15 protein-coding genes and 1 other annotated feature are annotated in these 15917 nt (G+C 46.9%); all 15 genes read left to right on the top strand.

Features of this window, described 5'->3' with window-relative positions; all coding sequences use genetic code 11:
• Window positions 1–96 precede the first annotated feature (96 nt).
• Window positions 97–687, top strand: coding sequence for a hypothetical protein (locus GX019_10190; protein HHT37530.1), 591 nt, complete (start codon window positions 97–99; stop codon window positions 685–687).
• A 119-nt stretch (window positions 688–806) separates the two neighbouring features.
• Window positions 807–1050 (top strand) — a binding site (T-box leader).
• A gap of 140 nt (window positions 1051–1190) precedes the next feature.
• The gene (trpE, locus tag GX019_10185) at window positions 1191–2699 is read left to right on the top strand and encodes an anthranilate synthase component I (GenBank protein HHT37529.1); all 1509 of its coding nucleotides are present in this window, start codon (window positions 1191–1193) and stop codon (window positions 2697–2699) included.
• 57 nt (window positions 2700–2756) lie between these two features.
• Window positions 2757–3779, top strand: a complete 1023-nt coding sequence (trpD, locus tag GX019_10180; GenBank protein HHT37528.1) for an anthranilate phosphoribosyltransferase — start codon at window positions 2757–2759, stop codon at window positions 3777–3779.
• Window positions 3776–4573 carry an indole-3-glycerol phosphate synthase TrpC gene (gene trpC / locus GX019_10175; GenBank protein HHT37527.1) on the top strand — a complete coding sequence of 266 codons (798 nt, stop codon included), beginning with the start codon at window positions 3776–3778 and terminating at the stop codon, window positions 4571–4573. Before trpD ends, trpC begins: the two co-directional genes overlap by 4 nt.
• Window positions 4554–5177, top strand: a complete 624-nt coding sequence (locus GX019_10170) for a phosphoribosylanthranilate isomerase (GenBank protein ID HHT37526.1) — start codon at window positions 4554–4556, stop codon at window positions 5175–5177. The genes trpC and GX019_10170 overlap by 20 nt, the downstream gene beginning before the upstream one ends.
• The gene (gene trpB, locus GX019_10165) at window positions 5161–6357 is read left to right on the top strand and encodes a tryptophan synthase subunit beta (GenBank protein ID HHT37525.1); all 1197 of its coding nucleotides are present in this window, start codon (window positions 5161–5163) and stop codon (window positions 6355–6357) included. The genes GX019_10170 and trpB overlap by 17 nt, the downstream gene beginning before the upstream one ends.
• Window positions 6354–7148 (top strand): tryptophan synthase subunit alpha, encoded by a 795-nt coding sequence (locus GX019_10160; GenBank protein HHT37524.1) that lies wholly within the window; start codon window positions 6354–6356, stop codon window positions 7146–7148. Before trpB ends, GX019_10160 begins: the two co-directional genes overlap by 4 nt.
• Window positions 7149–7245: 97 nt before the next feature.
• Window positions 7246–7854, top strand: a complete 609-nt coding sequence (locus tag GX019_10155; GenBank protein HHT37523.1) for a hypothetical protein — start codon at window positions 7246–7248, stop codon at window positions 7852–7854.
• Between the two features lie 132 nt (window positions 7855–7986).
• The gene (locus GX019_10150; GenBank protein HHT37522.1) at window positions 7987–8487 is read left to right on the top strand and encodes a winged helix DNA-binding protein; all 501 of its coding nucleotides are present in this window, start codon (window positions 7987–7989) and stop codon (window positions 8485–8487) included.
• Window positions 8488–8519: 32 nt separating this feature from the next.
• On the top strand, window positions 8520–8963 hold the full coding sequence (locus tag GX019_10145; GenBank protein ID HHT37521.1) for a hypothetical protein: 444 nt from the start codon (window positions 8520–8522) through the stop codon (window positions 8961–8963).
• 89 nt (window positions 8964–9052) lie between these two features.
• Window positions 9053–10888, top strand: coding sequence for a HAMP domain-containing protein (locus GX019_10140; GenBank protein ID HHT37520.1), 1836 nt, complete (start codon window positions 9053–9055; stop codon window positions 10886–10888).
• A 168-nt stretch (window positions 10889–11056) separates the two neighbouring features.
• Window positions 11057–12205: an AAA family ATPase gene (locus GX019_10135; protein ID HHT37519.1), complete on the top strand. Its 1149-nt coding sequence runs from the start codon at window positions 11057–11059 to the stop codon at window positions 12203–12205.
• A gap of 37 nt (window positions 12206–12242) precedes the next feature.
• The gene (locus GX019_10130) at window positions 12243–14084 is read left to right on the top strand and encodes a hypothetical protein (GenBank protein ID HHT37518.1); all 1842 of its coding nucleotides are present in this window, start codon (window positions 12243–12245) and stop codon (window positions 14082–14084) included.
• Window positions 14085–14103: 19 nt separating this feature from the next.
• On the top strand, window positions 14104–15330 hold the full coding sequence (locus tag GX019_10125) for a hypothetical protein (GenBank protein ID HHT37517.1): 1227 nt from the start codon (window positions 14104–14106) through the stop codon (window positions 15328–15330).
• A 229-nt stretch (window positions 15331–15559) separates the two neighbouring features.
• On the top strand, window positions 15560–15796 hold the full coding sequence (locus GX019_10120; GenBank protein ID HHT37516.1) for a hypothetical protein: 237 nt from the start codon (window positions 15560–15562) through the stop codon (window positions 15794–15796).
• The last annotated feature ends 121 nt before the right edge of the window (window positions 15797–15917 follow it).

Here is a 15917-nt window from a genome sequence, read left to right as displayed (position 1 = left end):
TGCAGGAAGAGACGGTTTATTATGTCAAGAAAATTTTTATTACCAATCTGGGTAGGATAATAAAGAGATAAATTCCATCAACGGAGGCTGGCCAAATTGAATTTTTTGAAAGCAGCTGAGAGTGGAGAGAGGCGCAGAGTTTTTATTTGGGAAGTGACCGGCACTGTGTTCGTGATCGCTTCCGGATTTATACTGCATTTTCTGTACGAGTGGACTGGGCAATCCGCTCTTGCTGCCTGGTTTGCGCCAGTAAATGAGAGTGTGGGGGAGCATCTCAAACTGGGTTTTTGGGGACTGGTATTTTTCTCATTGATTGAATTCTGGTTCATAAGGCATTCAGTAAGGAACTACTTTGCTGCCAAAGCCTTAGGTATTCTGTCCCTCCAGCTGTTTGTTCTCATGGTGTTCTATACATACACCAGCTTTGTAGATGATCCCATAGCGATTGTTGACATCCTGTCATACATAGTGGGAACAATAATCTGTCAGGCTTTAGTATTCAAGATGTACTTTTCGAGAAAACTTCCCAACATCGTAACTGCTATCTCTGTAGTCTTCTTGGTGGCACATGCACTGTTCTTAATCGCATTCACTTTTTGGCCGCCAGATCATCCGCTGTTCCAAGAGTACGCGGCGCTGCCCCTTTCAGATTCTTGGCCTGGATTAGGAGGATTAAAGGTTGCTTAAATACTGGCTGAAGCGGCGCTGGCGCCACCAGGGGTATAAATTAACGAAAGTCAGCAAAATAACTATTGACAACATCGAGTTCCATGAGTAATATATTTGTAATATCAGAAAAACAGAGTGCAAATTCGATGACAGGAGCGAGTAGGTAAGCTGCAAAGGCACAGCGAGCCAGGGTGGGTGTGAGCCTGGTCCGGAGGGCTTATTGAATGGATCCTGGAGAAGCGCTGTGAAATCTTAGGGGAGTAGCAGTGGCCGGATTTCCCCCGTTACAGGGATAGGGTATGATGGTACCCGAAAAAGGGAGGCAGCTTGATTGCTGTCTAAGCTTAGGTGGCACCGCGGAAGACAACTTTCGTCCTAACTAGGATGAAAGTTTTTTGTTTTATGCAGCTGGGCTTAGGTGGTAAGGCTGGCTAATTAGAGTGGCACCGCGGATTGATGCATTCCGTCTCTAAAGGAGGCGGAATGCTTTTTTTATTATCCAAAAGAAAGGAGTTGGCGAGTTGATTTACCCAAGTTTCGATGAGTTTACCCGATTAAGCCGCACTGCGGCTATGGTTCCTGTTGCTCTGGAGATGACCGGTGATTTGGAGACGCCGATCAGCTTATTTCTCAAGCTGGGGCGGGGCAAAAACAGCTATATCCTGGAAAGTGTGGAGGGCGGTAAGCACTGGGCTCGCTACTCCTACATTGGCCGTAATCCATTTTTGATCATCACCGCCAAAGACAACGTGGTAACCATTGTCAACCGGCATACCAACACAACAACGCAGCGGCAAGGCGATACTTTAGAAATTATCCGGGAGATCATGGCGGAATATACTGCTGCTAAAATCGAGGGGTTACCAGATTTCCCCGGTGGAGCTGTGGGCTACTTCGCTTATGATGCGGCGCGAAGTTTCTACAAGGTGAGCAGCGCTGCAGCCGATCAACCCGATCCCCTGGGCATGCCCCACATTCACCTGCTTGTCACTGATGAAGTGGTGGTGTATGACCATGTGAAGCAGCGAATTATCGTGATAGTTAATGTACCGGGAGCTGCCAACCCGGAGGCGAACTACCGCAGAGCAGCAGCGCGGCTTCGGGAAGTTCAGGAAGAGATTATCAACGCAAACGTTGGATCCCAAAAGTGTGCTTTTGCAGATGACCAGTGCCTGGTGGTTGATAGTGAATCTAACTGGTCCTTCAGCACGGAAAGCAGAGAAAGCTTTATTAAAAAGGTTAGTGAGGTGAAGAAGCTGATCGAAGCGGGAGAAGTACACCAAATTGTCTTGTCTCAGCGGTTTACTCTACCAGCGGTAGTGGATCCCTTCCATGCCTACCGGGTGCTTAGATCCCTTAATCCTTCACCATATCTGTTCTACATCAACTTCGGGGAGTATCAGCTGGTGGGGGCATCGCCGGAGCTTTTGGTTAAGGTGACAGACAGCCTCGTGGAAACCTGTCCCATTGCCGGTACCCGGCCGCGGGGCAGGACAGCCGCCGAGGATCAGGAGTACGCTGAAGAACTGCTCCGGGATGAGAAAGAGGCTGCTGAGCATTTGATGCTGGTGGACTTAGGACGCGACGATATCGGTAAAGTGGCGGAGTTGGGCACGGTGGAAGTCCGGGACTTCATGCGTGTGGAAAAGTACTCCCACGTGATGCACTTGGTAACCACTGTAGCCGGCAGATTAAGGAAAGATGCCACCATGTACGATGCTCTTAAGGCCTGCCTGCCCGCGGGAACAGTTTCGGGAGCACCTAAGGCGCGAGCCATGGAAATCATTGCTGAGCTGGAAAAGGAAAAACGGGGCGTTTATGCTGGCGCTGTTGGCTGCCTTGGTTTTAACGGCAATCTCGATCTGTGTATTGCTATCCGCACCATTGTGTTCAAAGATAAACTGGCCTTCGCGCAGGCGGGAGCAGGTATCGTCATGGACTCCGATCCAGAAAAGGAGTACGAGGAAACACTCCGCAAAGCCAAAGCTCTGCTGGAGTCCATCCAACCAGTGGAGGTGAATCCAGCATGATTGCCATCGTTGACAATCACTGCTTTATCAACCAGAAATTGATTGGAGGTGAATCCTTTGCTGCCTGAAATCCTCAACAAGCTTGCCAACAAAGAGAATCTGAGTGAAGACGAGATGGCTGTCATGATGACCAAGATCATGGATGGCGAACTGACGCCAGCTCAAGTGGGAGCCCTGCTCATGGGACTGCGTGTGAAAGGAGAAACCAGCGCTGAGATCGCCGGTGGAGCAAGAGTGATGCGGGATAAAGCTGTGGCAGTTAATACGCAGGATCTCTATGCGATCGACACCTGCGGCACTGGAGGTGATGGAGCCCACACTTTCAATATCTCCACAGCGGTAGCTTTGGTAGCGGCAGCAGCAGGGGTTCCTGTTTATAAGCACGGCAATAGGGGAGTTTCCAGCAAGTGCGGCAGTGCCGATGTCTTGGAACAGCTGGGTGTGGCCATTGATCTTGGCCCCCATGAAGTGGAGGAGTGCGTGCGTGAGGTGAAGATCGGGTTTATGTTTGCGCCCAGGTTTCACCTGGCCATGGGCAATGTGGTTCAGCCGCGGCGGGAGCTGGGGGTGCGGACCATCTTCAATGTGTTGGGCCCACTCACCAATCCAGCGCAGGTAAAAGGTCAGGTGCTGGGAGTTTATGCGGCGGAATTTACCGAAACAATGGCTCAGGCCTTACAGGCCCTCGGCTGCGAGCGGACCTTGGTGGTTCACGGGTTGGACGGCTTAGATGAGATTACCACCACCAGCCCGACCAAAGTTACAGAATTGAAGGATGGAACAGTAGAGACGTACTTGATCGAGCCGCCTCAACTTGGGATCAGCTATGCCCACAAGGATGAGCTTAAAGGGGGCAGTGCTGAAATCAATGCCCAGATTATCCTCAACCTTCTCCGAGGAGCAGAGGGGCCAAAGCGGGATATTGTCCTTCTCAATGCAGCAGCCGCCCTCTATGTTGGCAAAAAGGCAGCAAACTTGCGGGAAGGTGTTGAATTGGCGGCAGAAATCATTGACAGTGGGGAGGCGTATCAAACGCTGGTGAATTGGATCGAAATCTCCCGGGAGTTGAGGGTGTCATGATGCTGGAGCGGATTATAGCTGATCGAAAAAGAACTGTTGGTGCGTTAAAGAAAAGCTGGCCTTTGGATCTGGCTGCAGTGGATCGAACCAGGTTGAACCCATGCCGGGATTTGAAAGCGGCCATAAGTTCTGCTCCAGGATTAGGGATAATTGCCGAAGTGAAGCAGGCTTCGCCGTCTAAGGGGATCATCTGCCAGGATTTTGATCCTAGTGCCATTGCCAAGGAGTATGCCGCCAATAAGGCTGCGGGAATTTCGGTTTTAACTGAACCCAAGTATTTCTTAGGGAAGGATGAGTACCTGCCCGAGATTGGGGCAGTAGTCTCCCTTCCCATTCTGCGCAAAGATTTCATTATCGATCCCTACCAGATTCTGGAAGCTAAGCTGCTGGGAGCCGACTGCATTCTCCTGATCGCAGCGGTGCTAAGCCTTGGAGAGTTGGTGGATTTTATCAAGCTTGCCAAAGAGCTTAAGCTCCAGTGTCTGGTGGAGGTCCACAATCAAACGGAACTGGATATGGCTTTGGAAGCTGGGGCAGATTTTGTGGGCATTAACAACCGCAATCTCCATACTTTCGAGACCAATCTGGAGGTAACTCTGGAACTTGCCTCTTTTATCCCCAAGGACATAGTGGTGATCAGTGAAAGTGGGGTCCACACCCGCTCCGATATGGAGCTGCTGGAGGCTGCGGGAGTCGATGGGGTGCTGATTGGTGAAAGCCTGATGCGGGCAGCAGATATTTCCCAAAAGTTTAGGGAACTTAGAGGTGAGCTGGATGAGTACGAGCAGGGTTAAAGTCAAGATCTGCGGATTATCCCGCAAGCAGGACGTGGATTTTGTCAACCAACTCCTCCCTGATTACGCCGGCTTTGTCTTTGCGGAAAGCAGGCGCCGGGTAAGTGTGGCTGAAGCGGAACGGATGGCTCAGGACCTGGCGCCGGCCATGAAAAAGGTGGGGGTGTTTGTAAATGCGCCGCCGAGTTTTGTTCAAGATGCTGCGGTTCGGTGCAATCTGGATATTCTCCAGTTTCACGGCCGTGAAACAAGCGCTTACTGGCAGAGCTTTAGTAAGCCGATTTGGAAGGCACTTCGGATCAGAGATCAGAGCGCTCTGATTCAGGCCGCTGATTTTAATGGCATTGAGGCGCTGCTCCTTGACTCAGAAAGGGGTGGGTCAGGAAGAACCTTCGATTGGCGGCTGGTGAAGGGGCTGGAGCTGCCTTATCCTCTGATTCTGGCAGGAGGGCTCAACCCAGATAACGTGCTTCAGGCAATTGCCGCCGTCAGGCCCTTTGCCGTGGATGTGAGCAGTGGCGTTGAGACCGATGGCATTAAGGATTTTCACAAAATTCAACTGTTTATCGAGAAAGTGAGGGGATCATATGAGTACAGCATTTAAAGTGGGCCGGTACGGTATGTTTGGCGGGCAGTATGTTCCCGAAACTCTCATGCATGCCCTGATTGAACTGGAGCGGGAGTATGAGCGCTGCCTTGAAGACGGCGAATTTTGGTCTGAGTATCACTACTATCTTCAAGAGTACTCTGGAAGACCAACTCCCCTGTATTTTGCCGCCAATCTCACAAAAGCTCTCGGTGGGGGCAAAATCTATCTGAAGCGGGAGGATCTGAACCACACCGGTGCCCACAAGATCAACAATGTGATTGGTCAGGTGCTGCTGGCTAAAAGAATGGGGAAAACACGGATCATTGCTGAAACCGGAGCCGGTCAGCATGGAGTGGCCACCGCCACCGTATGCGCCATGATGAATCTGGTCTGTGAAGTCTATATGGGAGCGGAAGATGTTAAGCGCCAGGAATTAAATGTGTTTCGAATGGAGCTGTTGGGAGCCAAGGTAAATGCGGTGGAGTCCGGCACCAAAACCCTGAAGGATGCCACCAATGAGGCGATTCGGGACTGGGTTGCCAATGTAGATAATACCTTCTACGTAATCGGATCGGTAGTTGGACCCCATCCTTATCCCGCCATGGTCCGGGATTTTCAGCGGATTATCGGGGATGAAGTGCGGAGGCAGATGCTGGCTGGGGAAGGGCGCCTTCCGGATCATCTGGTGGCCTGCGTTGGCGGGGGCAGCAATGCCATGGGCTTGTTCTATCCGTTTGTCAATGATCCTGAGGTGCAGCTGTATGGTGTGGAAGCCGCGGGGCTGGGTTTGGATACCTACAAGCATGCCGCCTCGATCAGCCGGGGCACTCCAGGGGTCATCCACGGCATGATGACCTATCTGCTGCAGGATGAAGAAGGCCAGATCCTGCCGGTCCATTCAATATCAGCCGGGCTGGACTACCCGGGTGTGGGTCCAGAGCATGCTTACCTGCATCACATAGGCAGATCCCAGTATGCAGCTGTAACCGATCGGGAAGCGCTGGATGCGTTTCAGCTCTTGGCGGAAACAGAGGGGATTATCCCCGCTTTGGAAAGTGCCCATGCGGTGGCCTTTGTCCAGAAGCTGGCGCCAAAAACAAACAAGGATGAGCTGATTGTGGTAAACCTTTCGGGACGTGGTGATAAGGATGTCTATACTGCAGCGGCAGCTCTAAAGAAGGAGGGCCTGGTATGAAGATTGGGCAGGTGTTTGATAGGCTAAAAGAGCAGGGAAAGAAGGCTGTGATCCCATACATCACTGCCGGTGATCCTAACCTTGCAGCAACGGCTGAGTTTGTATCTGCCTTGGATCGGGCTGGGGTGGATATTATTGAATTAGGCGTGCCTTACTCTGATCCCTTGGCCGATGGTCCGGTGATTCAGCGGGCAACCGGGCGGGCTCTGGCAGCAGGAACCACTATGACCAAAATCTTTGACCTAGTCCAGTCCTTTCAGGGAAAGATTAGGACGCCCATTGTGCTGCTGGTCTATTTCAACCCGGTTTATAAATATGGGATGGAGGCATTTGCGGCGAAATGCGCTGAGGTTGGAGTGGCGGGACTCATCATTCCCGATCTTCCTCTGGAAGAGCGGGCGGAGTTCAGGCAGATATTGAGAGCTGGAGACTATCCGGTAGATCTGATTCCCCTGGTGGCGCCTACATCCCGGGAGCGGATTGGCAAGGTTGTGGCGGGAGCAGGGGGCTTTGTTTATGCTATTTCATCGAGAGGTGTCACCGGGGTGCGCAGCCGTTTTTCTAAGGATTTATCAAGCTTTATTGGTCAGATTAGAGCGGCAACTAAGCTGCCTGTCTGCCTTGGCTTTGGCATCGGAAACGCAGCGATGGCTGCTGGGATCAAAGATCTGGTGGATGGAGTGATCTTCGGCAGTGTCTTAGTGGAGATGATCGAAAAGGCTGGAACCACGGCAGAGGCTGCCGCGCAGCTTGCCGATTTTGCCGCCAATTTACGAGCCGCCCTTGACTAAAAAGAGAGGGGTTTCCGCTTGAGTCGAGAAGTAGTTACAGCTATGAAAATGGATTGTAGCAATCATTGAAACATGGAATAGATTCGGAGGTAAATTAATGCCTTACAATGAGCTGAAGCAGATCCTCAAAGCTGAATTTGCAGATTTGTATCTTGATGAAGATAAATGGCCTAAAGCATATTGCGGGTCCGGGAAGATAAGAGCGATTGTGTTAGGCGCGGATCCCAGCAATCGATCTGATCAAAGATTTGCATATGCATTTGGTTTGGAAGACCATAATTCTCAGTACTTTAGCCTGATCAAAGCCAATTTAGATGTAATTGGACTTGAATTAGATGAAATATTTGTGCAAAATGTCTGCCGCAACTATTTCGTCCGTGAAACTAGTAAACTTCCCCCAAGGACTTGGCTGCGAGCCGCTTCCCACTGGATACCTTACCTAAAAGAGGAGTTAGATTCGCATCCTCAGCTTTCAGTAGATACGCCAGTTTTGGTAACAGCTGAGATTATTCTGAAGGCGTTAGCACCTGATGTCCACACTTGGCGCACACGCAACGTGGATTATTACCGCAACTGCACCTTTATTGAACCAAACCAGAATCTGCTTGAAAGGAAGTTAATTCCCTTGTATCGTCATCAGGATTATGCGTTAGGGAACTGGGGAGATTATGCAGAAGCGGTAGTAAAAGCATTAAGAAGGAGTTAGTTTTGGTAAAACCCCGGCGCAATCAATCTGTCGGGGTTTAATAATTCAAAATTCAGTGGCTAACAGGATAAATGCGGCTTGTGTCGAAGATTGAATTATGCCAAAAAGTGGCTTTTTATTGGAGGCTGAAGGATGGATGACTCAAAGGAAACTCGGTATCTTACTGTAGTTTTCTGTCTGCGGTTATTGTGGGACAGCATATACGAGTCTTGGACAAAAGCGGCAGCTGATCAGGGATTAACAGTTACAGAAGAAATGGTGCTGTGGGCTGTATGGCTGTCTGATTCCAGCACAGTTTCTGATGTTGCCTCCCGGCTGCAGCGAGATAAAGGCACGATCTCCAAGTGCATCTATTCCCTTGAAGAAAACGGCTTAATTATTCGGAAGGCAGGAAGTGATCGCCGGTCTTTCACTTTCGAACTAAGTGAAGAAGGGCATAAAATCCGGAAGAGTTTGGGCGGGGCTCACCGTCTCCACTCTGTTTTTCTAACGGCTTTTCGAAGTTTACCTGATGGTGAACAGAAAACACTGTTTGATCTGCTGCTGAAGTTAGTTTCAAAACTCGAAGGTGAGGATTATGTATCCAAGATGACGAAATCCTTGACGCTGATTGATGAGGTGTTGAAACAGTAGACAGCTTTTGCAGTCTGAAGGGAGGGATAAGGGTGGTCTATCCGGCAGATTTATTTGAATTATCATTTGCGTCGTACTTGGTTAAAAATGAAGTAGATCACTGCCTGGCTAAGCAGGCTGTACGCCTAGGTGTATCACTGATGGAACTTAAAGCTTTGTGGATTGCAGTTAAATTTGGTGAAATTACTCTGATTGAGCTTGCTAGACTTACTGCCCGTCCCAAGGATGAGTATGTTCAGGTCATGGAGTCATTGGAAGCCGATGGCTTAATTGCAAGAGATACTGGGGATGACACCAAGAAATGTGTTTATTCACCAACTGAACAGGGAAGAAAGACGATTGAGCTGTTGGCTGATTGTCCGCATACGCACTGTAGAGTCAAAAGCATTGATTCTCAGGTTATCAAGGGTTTTGTTGAGCTGGCTCACAGATTGGTAGCTGCATTTCGCGGCACAGACGTTTCTGAAAAACCTTAAGCTTTAACAAAATGGGTAGATGTTGCATAGGCAATAGTTGCCTATGCAACAATTTAGGTGCGAAATCAACTTAGGGGGCAGTTGAGAAAATGAGCATAAAGACGCGTCTCTGCTTAATTGTGGTAATCATGATTCTGGTTGTTTTATTAGGTCAATCCTTGGTAGTGTATTTTCAGTCAAAGACCAACATTGAGGACCTGGTTTCAAGTGCAGCTACTAACGAAGCCAGGCAGTATGCCCAGATTATTGACACGTGGATTCGCGGTAAAGGTGATAAGCTGTCGGTGCTGGTTTTAAATGATGTGATAAGAAATATGAACTGGCAGGACCAGCTGCCGCTGCTTAATGAGATTATCGCTGAAGAGGATGACATTGAAGCGATTTTCATCTCCGATTTAAACGGTCAGGCTCGCTCATCAACTGGTGAAGTGGTATCCATCCGCGACCGGAACTATTTCCAAGAAGCGGTTAAAACCGGAAGAATTACCTACTCTCAACCGATGATGAGCCGCTTCTCAGGTGCAAACACCGTGGTAGTTGCTCAGCCCATTGAGAGAAGTGGTGAAATTGTTGGTGTGCTGGGCGTTACGCTCTTGCTCGATCATCTGCAGACACTCGTGCAGGAGATGAAGATCAGCGGCTACGGCTATGGCTGGATCATTGATGCGGAAGGAAACACTGTTGCTCACCCTGATGAGCGGTACTTGGGAAACCAGGATGTTTTTATCGGTCATGATGAGCTTAGCAGCTTGGCAGAGGAGATGAAGAAAGGGAACTCAGGTTTAGGATTCTACCATTTTAATGGTGTGAGCAAAGGGTTGGCTTATGCACCGATCCCTGTTGTTGGCTGGTCAATCGCTATGACCGCTGATACCGCTGACATTATTGCACCGGCAACTAAGCTTAGGAATGAGAGCATTATCATTACCGGCATTGCTGTGCTAATTGGAGTTGTAATCTCATTCATGGTCGCTCAGTACATAGTTAATCCACTCATTAAGTTTAAGGACCAGGTCCAGCAGATTGCCGCTGGTGATCTTACTATCGAGATCGATACAACCGGAAATGATGAGATTGGGCAGCTTGGGGATGCCCTTCGCACCATGACGAGAAATCTTCGGGAGCTGATTGGCGCTGTCAATGACGCGGTTGGACACATCAACACCTCTGCCTCTCAGTTGAACGCTAACTGTGAGGAATCAGCGGCCAGCGCTGAGCAGACATCTGCAACGTTAAATGAAGTAGCTGCAGCCGTTCAAAAGGTCGTCTCTGATATTGAACTTATTTCGCAAAGCTCAGATGATACAGCAAGACAGACCGCAGAAGGGAGCAGAGGCGCGGCTCTGGTCACCGAGCAGATGAGCAACATTGCCGAGTCATCTAAGCGTGTAGGCGAATCCCTGAAAGCGCTCCACGATCAAGCGCAGGAAATCAATCGCGTATTAGCACTGATCAACAGCTTTGCTGATCAGACTAATCTGTTAGCCCTAAATGCGACTATCGAAGCGGCTCGAGCCGGTGAAGCAGGCTTAGGTTTTGCCGTTGTGGCAGATGAAGTGCGGAAACTAGCTGAGCAGTCGGCTAAAGCCACCAGTGACATCCAGAAACTCCTTGTTTCCATTCAAAATGTTTCTCAGGATGCGGTCAGTCTGATGCAAGTCAGCGAGGGTGCTGTTGCGGAAGGTTCTGAGGTAATCCAAACAGTAGGCAGCCGTTTCTTCGAAATTGATGAAGTGATTCAAAAGCTAAACCAGCAGTTTGAGCAGATCTTAAGTGCTGCACAGCAGATGGCTTCCAGTATTGAGGAAATAACTGCGGCATCACAGGAGCAGACGGCAATGTCCGAAGAAGTGGCTTCGGCTACCGATCAGCTGAGTCAGTTATCTCAAAATCTCAATGATTTAGTGCGGCAGTTTAAGGTTTAGAACACGAAATACTGAAAGATGCTTTCCTAACGGAGGCATCTTTTAATTATATATGGTTCATTGTCAGAATATTTAGGTCAATCGCAGAAAAATGCAGGAATTTTTTGGACTTTATCTAATTATTAACTCTGAATGCTAAATCATTAAATCTTGAATAGGGGTGAAGCTGTGGGGATAAATTTGCCCTCCTGGGAAGAGCTGAGTAGAGATGAGCAGGTGCCAATTGTAAACTTGCCCACTTCCGGTCGCTATGTTATAAGTGGTGGTCCTGGGACTGGTAAAACGGTATTAGCGCTATATCGTGCTTCGAGGTGGAGAAAGGAGAACCCAGAAGGCAAGATCACTTTTTTAGTCTACAACAGAACTCTGCACCAGTATATGCAGGATGCTGCAGAGGAGATGAATCTGCCGGATAAGTCAGTGAATACATGGCATTCTTGGTTTTATTCGTACTACTACGAAAAAACAGGTGAGTCTGTACCCGAGGTTCGACCTTATCGCCCGGATTGGAATAAGGTAAGTGCAAAGCTGACTCCCAAACCAGAACTAGATTTTCTTATTCTTGATGAGATTCAAGATTTCCCGGTAGAGCTGCTGCGGATCCTTAACAAAACAGCTAAAGCGATGACCGTATTTGGTGATCCTCAGCAGGAGATATCGAATCATGGTTCTACAGAGGATGACTGGATTGACGCTATGGATGCCCTGGGCAGAGTTTATTATTTAACGAGAAATTACCGCAGTACTGAGCAGATTTCAAAGGTAGCGGAGCTCTTTTTTTATGGAACTAAGAAACAGTTTCCAAAACCTACAAAGAAAGCTGGTCCCAAACCACGGTTGATTAAATGCCAAGATCGCGATGATGTGCTGGATACGATTGCTAATTTTGCAGAGAACAACCGTGGACTGCATGTCGGCGTGCTGCTGCCTCCTAAAAATATTAAAGAGAAGCTGTCAATGTACAAACAGGGATTGCAGCGGAAAACCGATGTTCCAATTCAGATTTATACCCGTGACGAACAAGTTGATTACAGTTTGAGTTTTAAGCAAACTGGCATTAAGATTATGTCATACCTAACAGCTAAGGGGCTGGAGTTCGATGCGGTTTTTCTTCCTGAGGTAGATGCTTTTTCAGAGCATGCTCAAGATCGAGAAAAACGCCGCATTTATGTGGCTATTACCAGAGCAAAAACGAATCTTACTTTTTTATATACTCGAGAAACAGACTCCTTTGTACTTACAACACTCAAGCAGAATTCGGAGATATTTGATGTCATCGACAACACAGTAGTTGAGTTTAACGAGCTGCCATTTTAGTTATGGGAAGCATTTAGATACAGTGGAGGTAACACCAATGATTCAACTTAAATTGCTTCCGAAAGAAAGCGGACCGAAGTATTACTACCTGTTTACCAACAACATAACAATTCGCTCCTACTTATCTCTTGATGCTTTGGTATGCGATGGAGCAATTGGAACTGATAACATTGAAATTAGTCAAAGCTCTTATCATCCGGCTGGGTTTTTTATTGGTCTTGATCCATTGGCCGATCAGGGGTTGATCTTAAACTCATCAAATGAAACTCTCTATCCTATCTGCGTTGAACTAGAGTTCTCAGAAGAGACACAGACTGCATGTCCGGCGCTGCTGATAAAGTTTGATGATCAGATTGAGGAGGGCAGCCTAGCGGATTTCGATCCCAATGTTCATAAACAAGCGTGGGTGTTCGGATATATTCCTTTTAGTTTTGTACGGGGGATTCATTTCCGCAGCGAAGAAGAATGCCGTCGTCTTGACTTTGAGATGAGGAACATCTGCTATCCCTATGACCTGTTTTTTGTCAGCCCAGAGCTTTTTGATGGAACGATCAGACTCGAATTGCAGGCTCTGGCGGAAAAGATAGACGCCAAGTTATCGGAAAAGGGAATAAAAACCTCTGATCTATTTGCAGATATAGAAAAGCGTAACCGTATCAAAGCGATTGTCTTAGCTGTTCTGGCGAAAAGCCGAGGGTATGTTTCCCGCTACTCACTTAACCTTGATCCTGGAGTATTTAAACTTGTTAGGACAGCAAGTGATTTTAACATCGATGGATTTAAAGAATTTCTCGAAGGTACCTATGGTAAATTCGGATCCCAGCGAATTTTGGAGTATCTGAATCAAGAAAACAAGGCCAGTCTTCTGCATCAACTGGATGCAGTGTTGTCCTGCGTAGACAAGCCATACATCCAAGCATGCAGTAAACTGAAGGAGCTTGTTATACCTGAGGTTTATCAGGAAGCATGCCTGTTTCTTTTGGCGCTTCAGATGCTGATTAGGACAAAACGGATGGTGTACTTTGATGCTCATGCTTTTCTGACCAATTTAGCAGCAAAAAGCAGAGAGTTCGATCAAGGCGACTATTATTTTCGACGAATAGAATTTATAAAGAATGCTATTCTCACTGATAAAAAACGAATCAGCGATGTATTAACTGCCAAAGCAGATGGCAGTCAGCAGACATCTGCGATGCTGCGGGCATTAATGCTGTTTGTTAAAACTCCTCACTTCAGTGATTATAGCGCATTAGAAAAGAATCTCGAATCATTTGATTTGGCACCTGATGAACACAGCTTAGTTTGGATTCTATACAGCGCTTTAAATGGAGTGGGTGTATTCAGTAGAGAAATTAAAAGCAATCCTCTGTTAAACAGATACTGTGATCAAATTGCTCTCTATTTCACCAGACATTCTGAGTTGATCAATCAAGCCGCGAGTTCCGATGCTTTTTTAGGTTACCGTTCTTACAAGGAAAATATTGCTGAAGTAAGTTGTTATCCATTGGCGATTACGGAGTCTGAAGCAGAAGATGCGGAGGTATCACGGAATCTACAGTATAAACTGCTTAAGTTTATTAACAAAAACATGTATAAAAATAGAAAACTGTTGGCAGAAGCAATTGACCGGATAATTGATATTAACAATGAGCTGTACAAGCCTTATTGGCTTTATAAGCATTTTATTCCGCATGATTATTTAATTGAGATCAAAGACAATTATTTGCTGACTAAAACTCCGGAATTGGCAGTTGAGCTGGCGCTTGATTGTAATGAGTTCTATGATGATGTGCTGACTAATGATGATCGATTTTATTCTTTCTATAAACTTAGTCCTAAAGCTTGGCACAAGTTAGAGGAGGAGCTTTTTCGTGACTAAAGCATAGGAGGCTGGAATTATGAATTTGGCAGCTGTGTGCCGTGAAAGCATAAACCAAGAACTGGATCAGAACCTTAAGCAGCAGCTTAAACAATTTATTTTAGATAATACGTTAGTCAGGACATGGGAGGAAGCATACTGGTCAGCAAAATGCATAAGTGAACATTTTAATCAGGATTTTGAGCATGATCAGCTGATTATGCAGCGGTTGGATACTGCAGCAGATCTAGGATTAACTTATGAAAAAGATGCAAACTTATTTTTTGATGCCAGTCTGATGCGAGCTCAGCTGAAATTTAAGTACAAACATTACCAAGATGCCTCTAATGATTTACTCCATTTAAGAGAGCTTGAGTTTGAGGGGCAGCTGCCAAACTGGGTATTTCAGTATTCTGCGGTAACACTCTATAAGCTAAATATGGGAGTTTTACTAAGAAGACCTGAACTGTTTTTTGAGTATGTGGATAAAATCAATCCGGATCAAACTCAGGTGGAATATGAGCATCAGCTGTCTGTAATTCGGGACTTTCTGGTAAATGTTCGGGATTATCTGGAGGAGAACCGAGCTCCCCAGGATGAAACTTTCAATGTAATCAATCGTCTCGAACCGTTTATCGAGGACTATATAGATGATTTAGGCAGTGAGTGGTACGATTTAGCAAGCTGCTGTATGGATGAGTTTACCCGGTCTAATCTGTCACCGCTGGTTAAACAGCTTGCCCAGATATCGGAGTTTGTTTCCAGACAGCAGATAAGGATTAGCGAGCTAGAATCTGAAGTTGAAAGGTTGAAAAATCAGCTTACAAATAAGGATGATGCTGTGGCTGAGTCTCATGTAAATGTTCAGCCTGTTCCAACTAAAAGCCGCAAACATAAGATTTTAGTATTTGGTGCCAGTCAAGTTCCAAACAACAAACTGCTGGGTATTGCGAAAAAGTTAGGTCTGGAAAAAGACCAGCTTGTGTTAATGACTGATTATGAGCAAAATAAGCGGTTTAACTTCAAAGAAATACAGTACCGGTCCCCATACAGCGGAATTCTGCTTGGACCGGTTGCTCATAAAGTAGTGGCGTTGGGGGATCACAGCAGCCTATTGACAATGCTGCAGCAAGAACAGGGGTATCCCCATGTGGAGGCAATCCGTACTCATACAGGCGAGTTGAAGATTACCAAGACGTCCTTTAGGGATGCCTTGCAGCGACTTTTACTCCATTTGGATTCTTTGGATGTTGATAAGACGGCGTAGATATTTGCTGGCGTTAAGGCAAGCTCAGCATGATTATTGCACTGTGTGCCTGGTATGTTTACCGAGCCGATGAATGGAGCCAGCGGCGTGTGGATGTTATCCCAGCGGAGATATCTTTCTCAGCTGGGTCTCTTTTTACTGCAGGAAAATTCCGGATATATTCTTAAAGGTATTTTCTAAAATTGAAGAGAAATAAAAACTAAGGCTGGGATAAATGGAGTGATTAAGTGTGGACAACGTAATCACAAACTTTAATAACCATTTAATAGACAAACTGCGGGCATCTATAGCTCAGGCTGACCAGATCAAAAAGGTGGTCTCTTTTGTGATGGAATCAGGAGTGCGCCTGCTGCTGCCCGAACTCCAAAAAGCGATTGAAAATAATGTGTCGGTGCAGATTCTTACCAGCTGCTATTTAAACATTACTGAACCATCTGCTTTGTATCTTTTGAAAGATCAGCTGTAGATTGTCACATTAAACGAGCATGTGATTTTCACTTTGTTTGGGCCTGAAATCCCTCTCAAATCGAGAATTTATCTCGGATTGTCTAATCCGAAAGAAAAATTATCAGATTTGAAGGGCCTGC

The organism is Bacillota bacterium (assembly GCA_012837335.1).
Taxonomy (GTDB): Bacteria; Bacillota; Limnochordia; order Darwinibacteriales; family DTU012; genus DTU012.
This window is presented reverse-complemented; position numbering and strand designations above follow the sequence as displayed.